The 16675-nt window shown below is 71.3% G+C and carries 13 protein-coding genes; 4 read left to right on the top strand and 9 right to left on the bottom strand.

What is annotated here, in order from left to right; translation table 11 throughout:
* The first annotated feature begins 183 nt into the window (after positions 1-183).
* The 3 genes from nirB (at position 184) to ACGFU6_RS15425 (ending at position 4161) form a co-directional block, all read left to right on the top strand.
* Entirely contained in the window at positions 184-2781 is a 2598-nt protein-coding gene (gene nirB, locus ACGFU6_RS15435) for a nitrite reductase large subunit NirB (protein ID WP_393611092.1), read from the top strand.
* Positions 2781-3152: a nitrite reductase small subunit NirD gene (gene nirD, locus ACGFU6_RS15430; protein ID WP_393611090.1), complete on the top strand. Its 372-nt coding sequence runs from the start codon at positions 2781-2783 to the stop codon at positions 3150-3152. Before nirB ends, nirD begins: the two co-directional genes overlap by 1 nt.
* 79 nt (positions 3153-3231) lie before the next feature.
* Positions 3232-4161: an oxidoreductase gene (locus tag ACGFU6_RS15425; protein ID WP_393611088.1), complete on the top strand. Its 930-nt coding sequence runs from the start codon at positions 3232-3234 to the stop codon at positions 4159-4161.
* Positions 4162-4208: 47 nt separating this feature from the next.
* On the opposite strand, the gene ACGFU6_RS15420 is transcribed toward ACGFU6_RS15425, so the two are convergent.
* The 8 genes from ACGFU6_RS15420 to ACGFU6_RS15385 form a co-directional block, all read right to left on the bottom strand.
* On the bottom strand, positions 4209-4619 hold the full coding sequence (locus ACGFU6_RS15420; RefSeq protein ID WP_393611087.1) for a VOC family protein: 411 nt from the start codon (positions 4617-4619) through the stop codon (positions 4209-4211).
* A 196-nt stretch (positions 4620-4815) separates the two neighbouring features.
* A complete protein-coding gene (locus ACGFU6_RS15415; RefSeq protein ID WP_393611086.1) occupies positions 4816-5832 on the bottom strand; it encodes an ArsR/SmtB family transcription factor in 1017 nt (338 codons plus the stop codon).
* A gap of 576 nt (positions 5833-6408) precedes the next feature.
* Positions 6409-9120: a pyruvate, phosphate dikinase gene (gene ppdK / locus ACGFU6_RS15410; protein ID WP_393611084.1), complete on the bottom strand. Its 2712-nt coding sequence runs from the start codon at positions 9118-9120 to the stop codon at positions 6409-6411.
* A gap of 341 nt (positions 9121-9461) precedes the next feature.
* Entirely contained in the window at positions 9462-10124 is a 663-nt protein-coding gene (locus ACGFU6_RS15405) for an HAD family hydrolase (protein ID WP_393611219.1), read from the bottom strand.
* A 26-nt stretch (positions 10125-10150) separates the two neighbouring features.
* Complete coding sequence (locus ACGFU6_RS15400; protein WP_393611083.1) at positions 10151-11317, bottom strand: ABC transporter ATP-binding protein; 1167 nt, start codon at positions 11315-11317, stop codon at positions 10151-10153.
* A gap of 6 nt (positions 11318-11323) precedes the next feature.
* Positions 11324-12280 (bottom strand): ABC transporter permease, encoded by a 957-nt coding sequence (locus ACGFU6_RS15395; RefSeq protein ID WP_393611081.1) that lies wholly within the window; start codon positions 12278-12280, stop codon positions 11324-11326.
* Complete coding sequence (locus ACGFU6_RS15390) at positions 12268-13182, bottom strand: ABC transporter permease (protein WP_393611079.1); 915 nt, start codon at positions 13180-13182, stop codon at positions 12268-12270. Before ACGFU6_RS15390 ends, ACGFU6_RS15395 begins: the two co-directional genes overlap by 13 nt.
* Positions 13182-14360 (bottom strand): ABC transporter substrate-binding protein, encoded by a 1179-nt coding sequence (locus tag ACGFU6_RS15385; RefSeq protein WP_393611078.1) that lies wholly within the window; start codon positions 14358-14360, stop codon positions 13182-13184. The genes ACGFU6_RS15390 and ACGFU6_RS15385 overlap by 1 nt, the downstream gene beginning before the upstream one ends.
* Before the next feature lie 302 nt (positions 14361-14662).
* On the opposite strand from ACGFU6_RS15385, the gene ACGFU6_RS15380 reads away from it, so the two are divergent.
* The gene (locus ACGFU6_RS15380) at positions 14663-15418 is read left to right on the top strand and encodes a GntR family transcriptional regulator (RefSeq protein WP_393611077.1); all 756 of its coding nucleotides are present in this window, start codon (positions 14663-14665) and stop codon (positions 15416-15418) included.
* Positions 15419-15484: 66 nt separating this feature from the next.
* On the opposite strand, the gene dusB is transcribed toward ACGFU6_RS15380, so the two are convergent.
* Entirely contained in the window at positions 15485-16633 is a 1149-nt protein-coding gene (dusB, locus tag ACGFU6_RS15375) for a tRNA dihydrouridine synthase DusB (RefSeq protein ID WP_393611075.1), read from the bottom strand.
* Positions 16634-16675: the final 42 nt, after the last annotated feature.

The raw sequence follows: 16675 nt of genomic DNA, 5'->3' as shown, positions 1-16675 counted from the left end.
TCCTCGCCCCCTCGCTCCCCTCACAGACCGCGTCCGCCGGCGCTGAGCGCAAGGTTCCCCCCGGGAAACAGCGGGGAACCGGACGGGTAACACCCACCGGACACGCTTCCTTCATGAGCACACGGGCCGGGGCTCCCCCGCTCCGGCCGCTCCACCCGCTCACCAACGACGGAGGCTTCCGAGATGCCGGTGTCCACTCCCCCGACCGCCCGCGCCTCCCGCTCCACGACCGCCGTGCCGACCCTCGTGGTCGTCGGGCACGGGATGGTCGGCCAGCGGTTCCTGGAGGCGCTCGCCGACCGGGGGCTGACCGCCGCAGCCGGTACCGCCAGGGTCGTCGTCCTGTGCGAGGAGCCGCGCGCCGCCTACGACCGGGTCCAGCTGACCTCGTACTTCTCCGGGCGCACCCCGGACGAACTGTCGCTCGTCGAGCCCGGCTTCATGGAGCGGCACGGCTTCGAGCTGCGCCTGGGTGACCCGGCGGAGTCCGTGGACCGGAAGGCGCGCACGGTCACCGCGCGCTCCGGCGAGACCTTCGTCTACGACGCGCTGGTGCTGGCCACCGGCTCCTGCCCGTTCGTCCCGCCGGTACCCGGCAAGGACACCGAGGGCTGCTTCGTCTACCGCACCATCGAGGACCTGCTCGCGATCGAGGAGTACGCGAGGACGGCGACGACCGGCGCGGTCGTCGGCGGCGGGCTGCTCGGCCTGGAGGCCGCGGGCGCGCTGAAGGGCCTCGGGCTCGACACACACGTGGTGGAGTTCGCGCCCCGGCTGATGCCGGTGCAGGTGGACGAGGGCGGGGGCGCGGCACTGCTGCGCACCATCGAGAACATGGGCCTGACCGTGCACACGGGTGTCGGCACCCAGGAGGTGACGGCGGGCGAGGACGGCACGGTGAACGGGATGTCGCTCTCCGACGGCTCCGCGCTCGCCACGGATCTGGTGGTCTTCTCGGCCGGGGTGCGGCCCCGCGACCAGCTGGCCAGGGACTGCGGCCTCACGGTCGGGCAGCGCGGCGGCATCGTCGTGGACGAGGAGTGCCGCACCTCGGATCCGGCGGTGTTCGCGATCGGTGAGTGCGCGCTCGCCACGGACGGCCGGGTGTACGGCCTCGTGGCGCCCGGCTACGAGATGGCGCAGACCGCGGCCGGGGTGATCGCGGGCGAGAAGGCCACGTTCACCGGTGCCGACATGTCGACGAAGCTGAAGCTGCTCGGGGTGGACGTCGCCTCGTTCGGTGACGCGCACGGCACCTCGGACGGCTGCCTCGACGTGGTGTACGCGGACTCCCGCTCCGGCGTCTACAAGAAGCTGGTGATCGGGCAGGACGGCACGCTGCTCGGCGGGGTGCTCATCGGGGACGCCGACCAGTACGGCACCCTGCGGCCGATGACGGGCACCGTCCTGCCGGTCGCCCCCGAGCAGCTGGTGCTGCCGGCCGGCACGGGCGGCCCGGCCGTCCTCGGCCCGTCCGCGCTGCCCGACGACGCGGTGATCTGTTCCTGCCACAACGTCACCAAGGGCGCGGTCCGCGAGCACGGCACGCTGCCCGAGGTGAAGAAGTGCACCAAGGCGGGCACCGGCTGCGGCAGCTGCGTCAAGGTCATCGGCCAACTGCTGCCGCAGAGCCAGGACAAGGGCCTGTGCGGCTGCTTCCCGTACACCCGCAGCGAGCTGTACGAGATCGTCCGCGCCCTGGAGGTCACCTCGTACGCCGAACTGCTCGACTCGCACGGCCGCGAGGAGGCCCGGGGCGGCGACGGCTGCGAGGTCTGCAAGCCGACGGTCGGTTCGATCATCGCCTCGCTGGCCCCGACGGTCGGCGCGAGCGGCTATGTCCTGGACGGCGAGCAGGCGGCCCTCCAGGACACCAACGACCACTTCCTCGCCAACCTCCAGCGCAACGGCTCGTACTCGATCGTGCCGCGCATCCCCGGCGGTGAGATCACTCCGGAGAGACTGATCGTGATCGGTGAGGTGGCCCGGGACTTCGGCCTCTACACCAAGATCACCGGCGGCCAGCGCATCGACCTGTTCGGCGCCCGCGTCGAACAGCTGCCGCTGATCTGGACCCGGCTGGTCGACGCGGGGTTCGAGTCCGGGCACGCGTACGGGAAGTCGCTGCGGACGGTCAAGTCCTGTGTGGGGCAGACCTGGTGCCGCTACGGCGTGCAGGACTCGGTGAAGATGGCCATCGACCTGGAGCTGCGGTACCGGGGCCTGCGCTCCCCGCACAAGCTGAAGTCGGCGGTGTCGGGGTGTGCCCGGGAATGCGCGGAGGCCCGCGGCAAGGACTTCGGGATCATCGCCACCGCCGGCGGCTGGAACCTGTACGTGGGCGGCAACGGCGGCGCCACCCCGCGCCACGCCGACCTGCTCGCCCAGGACCTGTCCGACGCCGAACTGGTCCGCCTCATCGACCGGTTCCTGATGTTCTACATCCGCACCGCGGACCGGCTGGAGCGCACCTCCACCTGGCTGGACCGGATCGAGGGCGGCCTGGACCACGTGCGCGATGTCGTCGTGCACGACTCGCTCGGGCTCTGCGACGAGCTGGAGCGGCTGATGGCCGACCATGTCCGCGGCTACCGCGACGAGTGGGCCGAGACCATCAACGACCCGGAGCGGCTGCGCCGCTTCGTCACCTTCGTCAACGCACCCGACGCACCCGACCCCTCGGTGAGGTTCGTCCCGGAACGCGACCAGGTCAAGCCCGACCTGGACATCCTCGCCGGACCGGTCCTCGCCATCCGCACTCTCGAAGGGACAGCCTCCTGATGACGACCCGGACGATGAACGCGACACCGGACACCGCGCGGGACACCCGGGTCATCCGGCTCGCCACCGGGGGCGACTGGCTCGCGGTCTGCGACCGTTCGCTCCTCACACCCGGCCGCGGGGTCGCGGCGCTGCTCCCGGACGGCAGGCAGGTCGCGCTGTTCGTGGACCGGTCCGGACGCACGTACGCGATCGACAACCGCGACCCGTTCACCGGGGCCTACGTCCTCTCGCGCGGCCTGGTCGGATCGGACGGCGGGCAGCCGTTCGTCGCCTCCCCGCTGCTGAAGCAGCGCTTCGACCTGGCGACGGGTGCCTGCCTGGACGACGACGAGGTCTCCGTCCCGGTCTTCGAGGTCCGCGCGGACTGAACGGACCGGGAGAGGTGGGGGCCTGGCGGGCGGACCGGCCCCTTCCGGCCATCGGGCCGACCGGTCGTACGCTTGATCCATGACGCAGCGCCGGTACGCGAACGACCTTCCCGACCAGAGCGGCCGTACGGCCGTGGTGACGGGAGCCAACAGCGGTATCGGGCTGATCACCGCACGGGAGCTGGCACGACACGGCGCGCGGGTGCTGCTCGCCTGCCGTGACGAGCGGCGCGGCAAGGAGGCGGCGGCCCGCATCCGCAGCGCGGTGCCGGACGCGGACGTGGAGTTCGCCGGGCTGGATCTGGCCGATCTCTCGTCGGTACGGGAGTTCGCCGCCGCGTACACCCCGGACCGGCTCGATCTGCTGATCAACAACGCCGGGGTGATGGCCCTCCCCTACCGGCGGACCGCCGACGGTTTCGAGACGCAGTTCGGTGTGAACCACCTCGGGCACTTCGCCCTCACCGGGCTGCTGCTGCCGAAGCTGCTCGCCACCCCGGGCGCCCGGGTGGTGACCGTGTCCAGCGGCCTCCATGTGCTGTCCAACATCGACATGGGCGATCTCAACAGCGAGCGCAACTACCGCCGCTGGATCGCCTACGGCCGCTCGAAGACGGCCAACCTGCTGTTCGTCCACGAGCTGGCCCGGCGGACCGCGTCCGTCGGCAGCGGGCTGGTCGCCGCCGCCGCGCACCCGGGCTACGCGTCGACCAACCTGCAGACGGCGGGAGTCCGGATGGAGAACCGCAGGGTGGCGGAGCGGGTCATCGAGCTCGGCAACAGGATCGTCGCCCAGCCGGCGGCCACGGGCGCCCTGCCCACCCTGTACGCGGCCACCGCACCCGGCATCCGGCCCGACTCGTTCACCGGTCCGAGGCTGCTGGGGTGGCGCGGTGCGCCGGCGCCGTCCTGGCGGGCGGGCTGGACGCTCAACGATGTGGCGAGCGAGCGGCTGTGGGTGGCGTCGGAGCAGCTGACCGGGGTCGCGTTCGCGGGCCTCGGGGTCTGATCCGGCCGAGGCCCGCTCCCTCCGGCGGCCGCCGTGTGCCCGTGGGCTCAGCCCTGGCCCTCGACGGCGGACGGGTCCATCCACACGACCTCCCAGATGTGGTGGTCGGGGTCCTGGAAGGACCGGCCGTACATGAAGCCGAGGTCCTGGGGCTCGTTGGCGGGAGAGCCGCCGGCGGCGAGCGCCGCGTCCGCCAGCTCGTCCACCTTCTCGCGGCTCTCGGCGCTCAGCGCCAGGAGCACCTCGGTGGTCTTCGAGGAATCCGCGATCTCCTTCTTGGTGAATTCCTTGAAGCGCGGCTCGGTGATCAGCATGGCGAAGATCGTGTCGCTGATGACGAGGCAGGCGGTGTTGTCGTCGCTGAACTGCGGGTTGAAGGAGAACCCCAGCTTCCCGAAGAAACCCTTGGTCGTCTCCAGGTCCTTGACCGGCAGGTTGACGAAGATCATCTGAGGCATGGCCGTCTCGCTCTCTCGGTGGTGAATTCGGTGCGGGGACGCGTTGCACGGGTGCGCTGCGCGATCCGATGGGCGATCCGGTGGTCGAACCGCCGCGTGTTCCGCGAACTCGTTACGACAGGTAGACGGCGGGGCCACCGGAAACTCATCGGTGCCCCGACGACCAACCCGCCCCGGCCATCGCGGCCGCCGCGCGCTACACGGCGAGCGGCGCACCGCCCCGCAGCAGCGAGCCGCCCAGCGGGGTCACCGTGTGCAGGACCGAGCTGCCGTGGCGCAGGGTGTGCACCAGGCCCGCCTCACGCAGCACGCAGGCGTGCTGGCTCGCCGAGGCCAGGGAGACCCCGGCGCGGCGGGCGAGCTCGCTGGTCGTGCAGCCGTCCCCGATGGTCCGCAGGACCGTCGACCGGGTGTGGCCGAGGAGCCGGCCGAGCCAGGGGCCCGGTTCGGCGAAGACCGGGGCACTGGGGTGGCCGACCGGGTAGACGAGGACCGGCGGCAGCAGCGGATCGCGCAGGACAACCGGCGCGCCCCGGCAGAAGAACGACGGCTGGAGGAGCAGCCCCCGGCCGTCCAGACGCAGTTCGCGGTCGACCGGGTAGTCGGCCTCCAGCACCGGCGCCCGCCAGCGGATCACCGGCGGAAGCGAGGCGAGCAGCTCCTCCGGACCACCGTCCAGGAGGGCGCGTCCCCGGACGGCGCGGTCGGCCTCGACGCTCGCCTGGATATGCGGCCAGTACGGCTCGACCGCGGCGCGGTGGTAGCCGCGCAGGGCCCCGATGAGGCGGCCCAGGGGCTCGGAGCGCCCTTCCCGCAGCGCGTCCAGCCGCACCGGCCGTACCGCCCGCCGGGCCGTGGCGATCCGGCCGTCGACGGGCCCCTCGGAGCCCAGCATCGCCAGTTCGGCCCGCAGCCGCTCGGGCGGGGTGTCGCGCAGGGCCTCCGTTCCGGTGCCGAAATCCAGGGGTTCCGAACCTTCCTGAGAAGGCGTCAGAAAGTCGGGGAAATAGCCGCGCGGTGGAACCACGGCGGACAGCAGGCGTACTTCACCATTCAACCGCGGACGGGTTTCCGTGCGCCATTTCCCGAACACCGTGGAAGCACGCCGGTCCCTCAGTCGATGAAAACTGAGAATGGTCTCCCACAATGCGTCCGGCCCGGTGGCCATCCGCACCTTGGAAAGGTCCCATCCGGATATATGGATACGCAGCACCGAACCCCCACCCGCTTGCACCTGCAATTGCCCCCACGCAAGGGTATGCGAGTCGTCACGCCACGTCACCACGGGGTTTCGGCCAGAGGTGAAACGTCTCGCCCCGACCTGGTGTCACCCGAAAAGCTGTACGACGTCGGGATGCGATCCAGAGCCACCGGAAGAGCGAGTGAAGGCCGTGGGGGGTTTTGCTCGCTCGGCGGCGGTCGGCAATGGTGCGGCTCCGTACCCGATGGGGGTAAGCGGGGTGCGGTTCATGGGTGGGGATCCATGAACCGCACCCCGGTCCGTTCCGGGCCATCTCTTTGCGCATTAAACGAAGCAATGGGGAGCCGGAAAGACAGAAAGCGCTCGCTGTGCCCGCCGACTCGCCGCGTCCGCAGCCCGGTCCGCGAGCCCACGGCCCGGCGGACATGACGAGGCGGCGGCACCCCCGCACAGGGTGCCGCCGCCTCCGGGGAATTCCGCGCCGGACGCCGGTCCGGTTGAGGGTCGCCCCGACCGGCGGCCTCTGCGGAATCAGTGGTTCTGGTGGATCGGTGGAGCAGTGGTTCCGGTAGCTCAGCGATCAGCGGATCAGCGGCTGTCGCTGCCGCGTGACTCCGCCGCCGCCCGGCCCGCTTCGAGACGGGCCACCGGGATGCGGAAGGGCGAGCAGGAGACGTAGTCCAGTCCCACCTCGTGGAAGAAGTGCACCGACTCCGGGTCGCCGCCGTGCTCGCCGCAGATGCCGAGCTTCAGGTCCGGGCGGGTGGCCCGGCCGGCCGCGACGGCGCTGCGCACCAGCGAGCCGACGCCGTCCTTGTCGATCGTCTCGAACGGCGACACCCCGAAGATGCCCTTCTCCAGGTACGCGGTGAAGAACGAGGCCTCCACGTCGTCGCGGGAGAAGCCCCACACCGTCTGGGTCAGGTCGTTGGTACCGAAGGAGAAGAACTCCGCCGCCTCCGCGATCTGACCGGCGGTCAGCGCGGCGCGCGGCAGCTCGATCATCGTGCCGATCTTCAGCTTGAGGTTCGTGCCGGTGGCGGCCTGGACCTCCGCGATCACCCGGTCCGCCTCGTCGCGGACGATCTCCAGCTCCTGGACCGTGCCGACGAGCGGGATCATGATCTCGGCGCGCGGGTCGCCCTTGGCGTTCTTCCGCTCGGCGGCGGCCTCCGCGATCGCTCGTACCTGCATGGCGAACAGACCGGGGATGACCAGGCCGAGCCGGACCCCGCGCAGACCGAGCATCGGGTTCTGCTCGTGCAGCTTGTGCACGGCCTGGAGGAGCCGCAGGTCGTTCTCGTTGGCGTCCTTGCGGGACTCCGCGAGCGCCACCCGGACCGACAGCTCGGTGATGTCGGGCAGGAACTCGTGCAGCGGCGGGTCGAGCAGCCGCACGGTGACGGGCAGCCCGTCCATCGCCTCGAACAGCTCGATGAAGTCGGCCTTCTGGAGCGGCAGCAGGTGCTCCAGGGCCGTCTCGCGCTCCTGGTCGGTGTCGGCCAGGATCAGCTTCTCGACCATCTCGCGGCGCTCGCCGAGGAACATGTGCTCCGTGCGGCACAGCCCGATGCCCTGGGCGCCGAAGCGGCGGGCCCGCAGGGCGTCCTCGGCGTTGTCCGCGTTGGCCCGTACCCGCAGCCGGCGCACCCGGTCCGCGTACGCCATGATCCGGTGCACCGCGGCGACCAGTTCGTCGGCGTCGTCGGCGCCCGCGTGCATCCGGCCCTCGAAGTACTCGACGACCGGCGACGGTACGACGGGTACCTCACCGAGGTAGACCTTGCCGGTCGACCCGTCGACGGAGACGAGGTCGCCCTCCTCCACGACGGTGGTCCCGACCGTCAGCCGGCGCCGCTTGGTGTCGACCTCGATCTCCTCGGCGCCGCAGACACAGGTCTTGCCCATGCCCCGGGCGACGACGGCGGCGTGCGAGGTCTTGCCGCCGCGCGAGGTCAGGATGCCCTCGGCGGCGATCATGCCGTCGAGGTCGTCGGGGTTGGTCTCGCGGCGGATCAGGATGACCTTCTCGCCGGACCGGGACCACTTGATGGCGGTGTACGAGTCGAAGACGGCCTTGCCGACCGCCGCGCCCGGGGACGCGGCGATGCCCCGGCCGAGCAGCTGCACCTTGGCCTCGTCGTCGAAGCGCGGGAACATCAGCTGCGCCAGCTGTGCGCCGTTGACCCGCTGGAGGGCCTCGGCCTCGTCGATGAGGCCCTGGTCGACGAGCTGGGTGGCGATCCGGAAGGCGGCACCGGCGGTGCGCTTGCCGACCCGGGTCTGCAGCATCCACAGCCGGCCGCGCTCGATGGTGAACTCGATGTCGCAGAGATCCTTGTAGTGGGTCTCCAGCGTCTCCATGATCGCGATGAGCTCGTCGTACGACTTCTTGTCGATCGACTCCAGCTCGGCGAGCGCCACGGTGTTGCGGATACCGGCGACGACGTCCTCGCCCTGCGCGTTCTGCAGGTAGTCGCCGTAGACGCCCTGGTGGCCGCTGGCGGGGTCGCGGGTGAACGCGACGCCCGTACCGGAGTCGGGGCCGAGGTTGCCGAAGACCATGGAGCAGACGTTGACCGCGGTGCCGAGGTCGCCCGGGATGCGCTCCTGGCGGCGGTAGAGCTTGGCCCGGTCGGTGTTCCACGAGTCGAAGACGGCCTTTATGGCCAGGTCCATCTGTTCGCGCGGGTCCTGCGGGAAGTCACGTCCGGCGTCCCGCGTGACGATCTTCTTGAACTGCTTGACCAGCTTCTTGAGGTCGGCCGCGTCGAGGTCCACGTCGACGCTGACGCCCTTGGCCTCCTTGGCGGCCTCCAGCGCCTCCTCGAAGAGCTCGCCGTCGACACCGAGGACCGTCTTGCCGAACATCTGGATGAGGCGGCGGTAGGAGTCCCACGCGAACCGCTCGTCGCCGGACTGGGCGACGAGGCCGACGACGGAGGCGTCGGAGAGGCCGATGTTGAGGACCGTGTCCATCATGCCGGGCATCGAGAACTTGGCGCCGGAGCGGACGGAGACCAGCAGCGGGTCGTCGCACTGGCCGAGCTTCTTGGCCATCCGCGTCTCAAGGGCGTCGAGGTGCGCACTCACCTCGTCGCGCAGCGCGGCCGGCTCCTCACCGCTGCCGAGGTAGACCTTGCACGCCTCGGTGGTGATCGTGAAGCCCGGAGGGACGGGGAGCCCGAGGTTGGTCATCTCGGCGAGGTTGGCACCCTTCCCGCCGAGCAGGTCCTTCAGATCCTTGTTGCCCTCGGTGAAGTCGTAGACGAACTTCTGAGGGTCTTCGTTTTCCGACACGGGTCTCGACTCCTCGACGACGCGGTGGCTGCCCTGACGGCGAGGAACATACCCAGATCGAAGGTGTCTGGGGTACGTCCACCTGGCCGTCTTGCGGCTGCAACCACCTGTCCGCCAGCAGATCCAAAGAATCTCTGCGGCGATCAAGCGGAGGCGCCATGTTCGGGCCTTGAAGGCGGCATGGCCATTCCTTGAGCCTCGACGCTCATGTGAGCTGACCTCCTCGCATCTGAGTACACTTCTTGAAGGTTGCCACGTGGCACTGAGTGCCAGATCTTCCAGAAGTGCAGCCATCGCTGTCGCGCTCACCTGAGCGCCACACCGATCAGACGTGGCGCGAATCACGCTGATTTCGGACCCCGGATTTCAGGATCCGGACGCCTCAGGCACTCGCTCAGCACCCCGAGGTCCACCTCTTCCAGGCTACGGGCGAACGTCCGCCCCTGCCCGGGGGCCACGGGCAGCAGCGACGGGACCACCAGCACCGCACACCCCGCCGCGTCCGCCGACGCGGTGCCGTCCGGGGAGTCCTCCACCGCGACACACGCCGAGGGTGCCGCCGCGAACCGCTCGGCCGCCGCCCGGTACGGGTCGGGGTGGGGCTTGGTCCGTACGGTGTCGTCGGCCGACAGCGTGAAGGCGAAGTCCACCCCGGCCAGCGACCCCGCCACCACCGCGTCCACCACACTCCTGGGTGAGGCGCTGACCAGGGCGAACGGCACTCCGGCGGCTTCCATCGAGGCCAGCAGCGCGGCGGCCCCGGGGCGCAGCGGCACTCCGGCGTCGACCTTCCGGAAGAAGGAGCCGGTCAGCTCGGCGGCGGTCCGGTCCAGCGCGGCGGCGGCCTGGCCGGTCACCCCGATCAGATGAGCGGCAGTGTCCGCGACGGCCCGGCCGACGACTTCCGGCGCGTCGGCGTCGGTCAGCTGGTGGCCGAGCCCGGCCGCGACCTCGCGGGCCGTCTCCCACCACAGCACCTCGGTGTCGACCAGGGTGCCGTCCATGTCGAAGAGGACGGCTGCGGGGGCCTTCACGCGTCCACCCGGCTGTCCCGGTCCACGGCTCCGGGCACGGCCGCGTCCCCGGCGGGCACGACGAGCACCGGGCGCCGGACCGGGGTCACCCGCGCCCGTACCCCCGGAGCGAGCTCTGCGGCGTCCCGCGAGGGGAGGTCGGCCTTCACCGAGACACCGCCGGGCAGATCGAGCAGGACCCGGGTGACCGAGCCGAGGAAGGCGGCGGAGACGACCGTGGCCGTGCCGTCCGGGTCGGCCGCGGCGCCGATGTTCTCGGGCCGGATCAGGACGTCGGCCGCTCCCCTGCCCGCCGGCACCTCGCCGTCGACCGGGAGGGTCACGCCCGTGACCTCGACGCGGCCGTCGCCGGTCAGCCGGCCGGGCAGCCGGTTCATGGTGCCGACGAACTCGGCCACGAAGGGGGTGGCGGGGCGTTCGTACAGCTCGGCCGGGGGCGCGCACTGCTCCAGGCGGCCCGCGTTGAGGACGGCGACCCGGTCGGCCATGGAGAGGGCCTCCTCCTGGTCGTGGGTGACGAAGATGGTGGTGATGCCCAGCGACAGCTGGAGGCGGCGGATCTCCTCGCGCAGCGTCAGCCGGACCTTGGCATCGAGTGCCGAGAGCGGTTCGTCGAGCAGCAGCACCCTGGGGCGGAGGGCGAGCGCGCGGGCCAGCGCGACGCGCTGCTGCTGGCCGCCGGACATCTGGTGCGGGAAGCGGTTGCCGTGGTCGGGCAGCCCGACGAGTTCCAGGAGTCCGGCGGCGGTGGTGTGCCGTTCGGCGGTGGCGACGCCCCGCATCCGGGGGCCGAAGGCCACGTTGTCGCGGGCGTTCAGGTGCGGGAAGAGGCTGTAGGACTGGAAGACCATCCCGGCGTCGCGCCGGTTGGCGGGGACCGGAGTGATGTCCTCGCCGTCGACCAGGACCTCACCTGAGTCCGGCTGCTCGAACCCGGCGAGGACCCGAAGCGCGGTGGTCTTGCCGCAGCCGGACGGCCCCAGCAGGGCGAGGAGTTCGCCCGGTTCGGCGGTGAGGTCGAGTCCGTCGAGGGCCACGGTGGGGCCGAACGCCCGGCGCAGCGAGCGGAACTCCACCCGGGCTCCGGTGGCGGCGCGTCCCTGCGGCGCGGCGGACCTGGCCGGCTCCGGGCGTCCTGCGGTGGCGGTGGGCAGGGCTGACATGGGTGGCTACTCCTTGCCGGGTACGGGTGTGGGGGCGGTGCCGGGTGCAGTTACGGGTGTGGGGGCGGTGCCGGCTGCGGACGCGGCCGGCACCGAGGTGGAAGGACCGGTTCCGGCGCGCGAGAGGACGAGCAGCAGGGCCCAGGTGATGAGCAGGGAGAGCAGCGAGACGGCGACCGACATCCGCGCCTCGGCGCCGGAGACGCTGACGATCCACACCGCGAAGGGCCGGAAGCCCAGCAGGGAGGCGATGGTGTATTCGCCGAGCACCAGCGCCAGGGTGAGGAAGGAGGCCCCGGCGAGCGAGGAGCGCAGGTTGGGCAGGATGACGCGCAGGATCACCTGCGCCCGGCCCGCCCCGCAGTTGCGGGCCGCCTCCACCAGGGTCGGTACGTCGACGGCGCGCAGCCCGGCGTCCAGCGAACGGTGCACGAACGGCAGCGCGAGCACGGTGTAGGCGAGCACCAGGACCACCGGGAACGACTCGTCCTGTACGGCGAGGAACGTCTGGTAGAGCGGGGTGCGCGAGAAATAGTCCGGTCCCCAGCGCAGCACCGTGGTGATGCCCGTGACCAGCGCGATCGGCGGCACCACCAGCGGCAGCATGCAGACGACCTCGACGACGGCCCGCAGCCGGGGCGGGCCGAGCCGTACCGCGACGAGCGCGGGGACGACGAGCAGCAGGGCGAGGGCGATCGTGGCGGCGGCCAGCGAGAGCGAGAGGAACAGGCTGTCGGTGAACCCGTCGGCCGACAGGATTCCCCGGTACGCCTCGAAGGTGACGCCCTGGCCCGGTACATGGACCGTGAAGACGAACGAGGAGAGCAGCGGGGTGACGAAGTACAGCCCGGCGGCCGCCAGCACGGCCCCGCGCCAGTAGCGCGGCCTGCGGCGGGCCGCCTTCGCCGCGGCGGCGACGGGGGCGGGTGCGGGGGCCGTGGAGACGGTGGTCAGTGCAGCCATCGGGAGCTCCGTCGCTGGAGGGGCAGGTAGACCGCCATCACCAGTCCGGCGATCACGATCATGTCGAGGCTCAGCGCCAGCGCCACGTTCTCCTGGCCGACCAGGACGTTCCCGGAGAGCGCGTCAGCGATCTTCAGGGTGACCAGCGGTACGGAGCCGCCGACCAGGGCGGCGGCCGTGGCGTGCGCGGCGAAGGCGCTGCCGAAGAGCAGGACGAACCCGCCGAGCAGGGAGGGCGCGAGCACCGGCAGTCCGACGTGGCGCCAGAACTGCCAGGTGGTGGCGCCGGTGTTGCGGGCGGCCTCGCGCCACTGCGGGCGCAGCCCGTCCAGCGCGGGGACGACGACGAGCACCATGAGCGGGATCAGGAAGTAGAGGTAGATGACGGTGAGTCCGGTGAAGGAGTAGAGGTTCCAGCCGAGCGTGTCCAGATGTCCCAGCTGGGTGACCACACCGGAGATGCCGAGGGTGGCGACGAAGGCGAAGGCCAGCGGGATCCCGCCGAAGTTGGCGAGCACCCCGGAGGCGGTGAGCACGGCCCCGCGCAGCGTGCCGCGACGGGAGGTGACGACGGCCTGGGCGATCAGTACGCCGAACACGGTGGCGAGGCCCGCGGTGAGCGCGGACAGTTCGACGCTGCCGGTGAGCGAGGCGAGGTAGGGCCCCTGGAGCGAGCGTCGCAGGTGCTCGCCGGTGATCTCGGTGGCGCCGGCGGGGACGGTGCGGGTGACCGCCCCGTACAGCAGGGCGCCTGCGGGCAGCCCGAAGCAGAGCCCGGCGAAAGCGAGCAGCGGGAGGGCGCCGAGCCAGGGGCGGGGCGGGCGGCGCCGGCGGGTGCGGCCGCCGGTCTTCGGGGCGGCCGCACTGGGGACCGGGGCTGCGGAGGGATGGGCGGCGGTCATCAGGAGACGGCCTTGTCCCAGTTCTCGGAGAGCGTGGCGTTGGCCTTGTCCAGCTCGGCGGAGGACGGGAAGGCCGGGGTGCCCTCGACCTCGGGGAGCTTGGCGACGAAGGACTTGTCGGCGGTGCCGTCCTCGGTCATGGCGGGCAGCAGGACCGGGCGGGCGTAGCCCTTGAGCCAGAGGTTCTGGCCCTCGGCGCTGTACAGGTACTCCATCCAGAGGCGGGCGGCCGCCGGGTGCGGGGCCTCCTTGTTGACGGCCTGCGAGTAGAACTGGGCGTACACGCCGTCGGAGGGCACGGAGACCTTCCAGTCGACGCCCTTGCCCTTGAACTGGTCGGCGTACCCGGCGTTCAGGTAGTCCCAGTCGATACTGATCGGTGTCTCGCCCTTCTCGACGGTCGCCGGGGTCGACTCGACGGGGATGAAGTTGCCGCTCTTCTTCAGCTTGCCGAAGAAGTCGATGCCGGGCTGGATGTCACCGAAGGAGCCCTTGGCGGCGAGGGACGCCGCGTACACGCCGCCGAACGCGGAGCCGGACTTGGTCGGGTTGCCGTTGAGGGCGACCTTGCCCTTGTACTCGGGCTTGAGCAGGTCGGCGAAGGTCTCGGGGCAGTTCTTGATCCGGGCGGCGTCGCAGCCGATGGAGACGTAGCCGCCGTAGTCGTTGTACCAGCGGCCGTCCGCGTCCTTCTGGCTGTCGGGGATCTTGTCCCAGGCGGTGACCTTGTAGGGGGCGAAGAGGTTCTCGGCCGCGCCACTGCGGGCGAAGGCGATGCCGAGGTCGAGGACGTCGGGGGCGCGCTTCTGCCCCTTGCGGGACTTGACGGCGGCTATCTCGTCGGCGCTGGCGGCGTCCGGGTTCTCGCTCTTGATCTTGATCTTGTACTTGGCCTCGAAGGCCTTGGTCAGCTCGCCGTAGTTCGCCCAGTCCGGCGGCAGGGCGATCACGTTGAGCTCGCCCTCCTTCTCGGCGGCGGCGACCAGCTTGTCCATCCCGCCGAAGTCCGCTGCCGCGGTGGCCTCGGCGGGCTTCACACCGGAGGCCGCGCTCCCGGCCTTCTCCTCGGGTGCGGCGCCACAGGCGGTGAGCGCGGTCAGGGCCGCCGTACCGAGGGCGACGGCGAGGACCGTACGGCCGTTGGCGCGGATGCGGGGACGGGGAAGGTGTCTGCGCACGGTGTGTCTCCTGGAAGCGAAGCGAGTGCCACTTGTTCATACAAGCTGGCACCAGTTCGCCCGGTCCAGGTGTCCTGGGAGTTAACGTCCGATGTCCGGTGCGGCAAGAGGCGAGGAAGAGGAAAGCCGACTATTCAGCGGCCGTGGTAGATAACGACCCTGCATCGGAACACTTCGCACCGGCATTAGAGTGAGCGTCAGGACCGCGATCGATGAGCGGACCTGTACACAGTCCATGATCTGTAGAGATCCATCTTCCGCAACCGGTCCGGGACCCGGGACCGGCCGGCCGAGGAGAGCCCATGGGACATTCACGCTATCGGGAGATCGCGGAGTCGCTGCGGCACTCCATCCGCAGCGGGGCCTACCCGCTCGGCTCACTGCTGCCCTCGGAGAGCGATCTCGCCACCGCCTGGTCCGCCTCGCGCGGCACGGTCCGCCAGGCGGTGGCGCTCCTCGCGTCCGAGGGGCTGATCGGCTCCCGGCAGGGGGCGCGGCGGGTCGTCCTGCGCCGGGAGCGCCGCCAGAGCTTCCAGCAGCTCAACAGCTTCGCCCAGTGGGCCCAGGCGATGGGGTGCGAGGTCTCCAGCCGCATCCTGACCCGCACCACGCGGACCGCGACCGCCGAGGAGGCCGACCGCCTGGACGCGGAACCGGGCAGCGACGTGCTGTACGTGCTGCGGCTGCGACGGCTCGACGGGGAGCCGGTGATGGTCGAGCGGACCGTGTACGCGGACTGGGTGGCCCCGGCCGTCCTGGCGCTGCCGGAGGACTGCGTCTCGATCATGAACAGCATCGCGGAACGTGCCGACATCGTCGCGCATTACGGCGAGCACCTGATCGACGCGGTCGCGGCGGGCAGCGAGGACGCCCGGCTGCTGCGGGTGCGCCGGGCCAGCCCGCTGCTGCGGCAGCGGCACCTGACGTACACGGCGGCGGGCCGCGCCATCGAGTGGACGGACGACCGCTATCGGGCGGGGAGCATGGTCTTCAACGTCATGAACTCCGTGGCGGCGGCCCCGCTGGAGCGCCGACCGGGCCCGGACGTCCGGGGCTGAGGCTCATCCCGGGCCCGTACGTACAGGCCTGAGGCCGGCCCTGGCCCGGACCGCCGGGACCGGAGCTCAGCCGCCCGAGGTGTCCAGCTCGGCGTCGGCGGAGATGCCCGCGCAGTCGTACGGGTCCTTCAGCCAGCCGTCCGGGAGCACCACCCGGTTGTTGCCCGAGGTGCGGCCGCGCGGGCCGTCGGCGCCGTCCGGCCACGGCTGGTCCAGCCGCAGCTCGTTCAGCTGCGCGCCCAGCTCCTCCAGCGAGGAGGTGACCGCGAGGTTCCTGCGCATCTCGGAGCCGACCGCGAAGCCCTTGAGGTACCAGGCCACGTGCTTACGGAAGTCGATCACGCCCCGGGTCTCGTCGCCGATCCACTCACCGAGCAGCGTCGCGTGCCGCAGCATGACGTCCGCGACGGTGCGCAGGGAGGGCGTCTGCCTCGTCTCCGTACCCTCGAACGCGCTCACGAGGTCGCCGAAGAGCCAGGGGCGGCCCAGGCAGCCGCGGCCCACGACCACGCCGTCGCAGCCGGTCTCGCGCATCATCCGCAGCGCGTCGTCCGCGCACCAGATGTCGCCGTTGCCGAGGACGGGGATCTCCGGGACGTGCTCCTTCAGCCGGGCGATGGCATCCCAGTCGGCGGTCCCGCCGTAGTGCTGGGCGGCGGTCCTGCCGTGCAGGGCCATCGCCGTCACGCCCTCCTCCACGGCGATCCGGCCGGCGTCGAGGTAGGTGAGGTGGTCGTCGTCGATGCCCTTGCGCATCTTGATGGTGACCGGCAGGTCGCCCGCGTTGGAGACGGCCTGCTGGAGGATCGCGCGCAGCAGCGGCCGCTTGTACGGGAGCGCCGAGCCGCCGCCCTTGCGGGTGACCTTGGGGACCGGGCAGCCGAAGTTCAGGTCGATGTGGTCGGCGAGGTTCTCGTCGACGATCATGCGGACGGCCTTGCCGACCGTGACCGGGTCCACTCCGTACAGCTGGATGGAGCGCGGCGTCTCGCTCGCGTCGAACCGGATGAGCTGCATGGTCTTCTCGTTGCGCTCGACCAGCGCCCGCGTCGTGATCATCTCGCTGACGAACAGCCCCTTGCCGCCCGAGAACTCCCGGCACAGCGTGCGGAAGGGCGCGTTGGTGATGCCGGCCATGGGGGCGAGGACCACCGGCGGCTGCACGGTGTGCGGGCCGATGCGGAGCAGCTGGGGCGCGGGGGCGAGCGTGGTCATTGCCCCATTGTCGCGCACCCGGGGAACTGCTCCGGGCGCGCG

Source organism: Streptomyces sp. NPDC048462 (assembly GCF_043200175.1).
GTDB lineage: Bacteria > Actinomycetota > Actinomycetes > Streptomycetales > Streptomycetaceae > Streptomyces.
The sequence above is the reverse complement of the archived record's forward strand: the minus strand, read 5'-3'. Positions and strand labels throughout refer to the sequence as shown.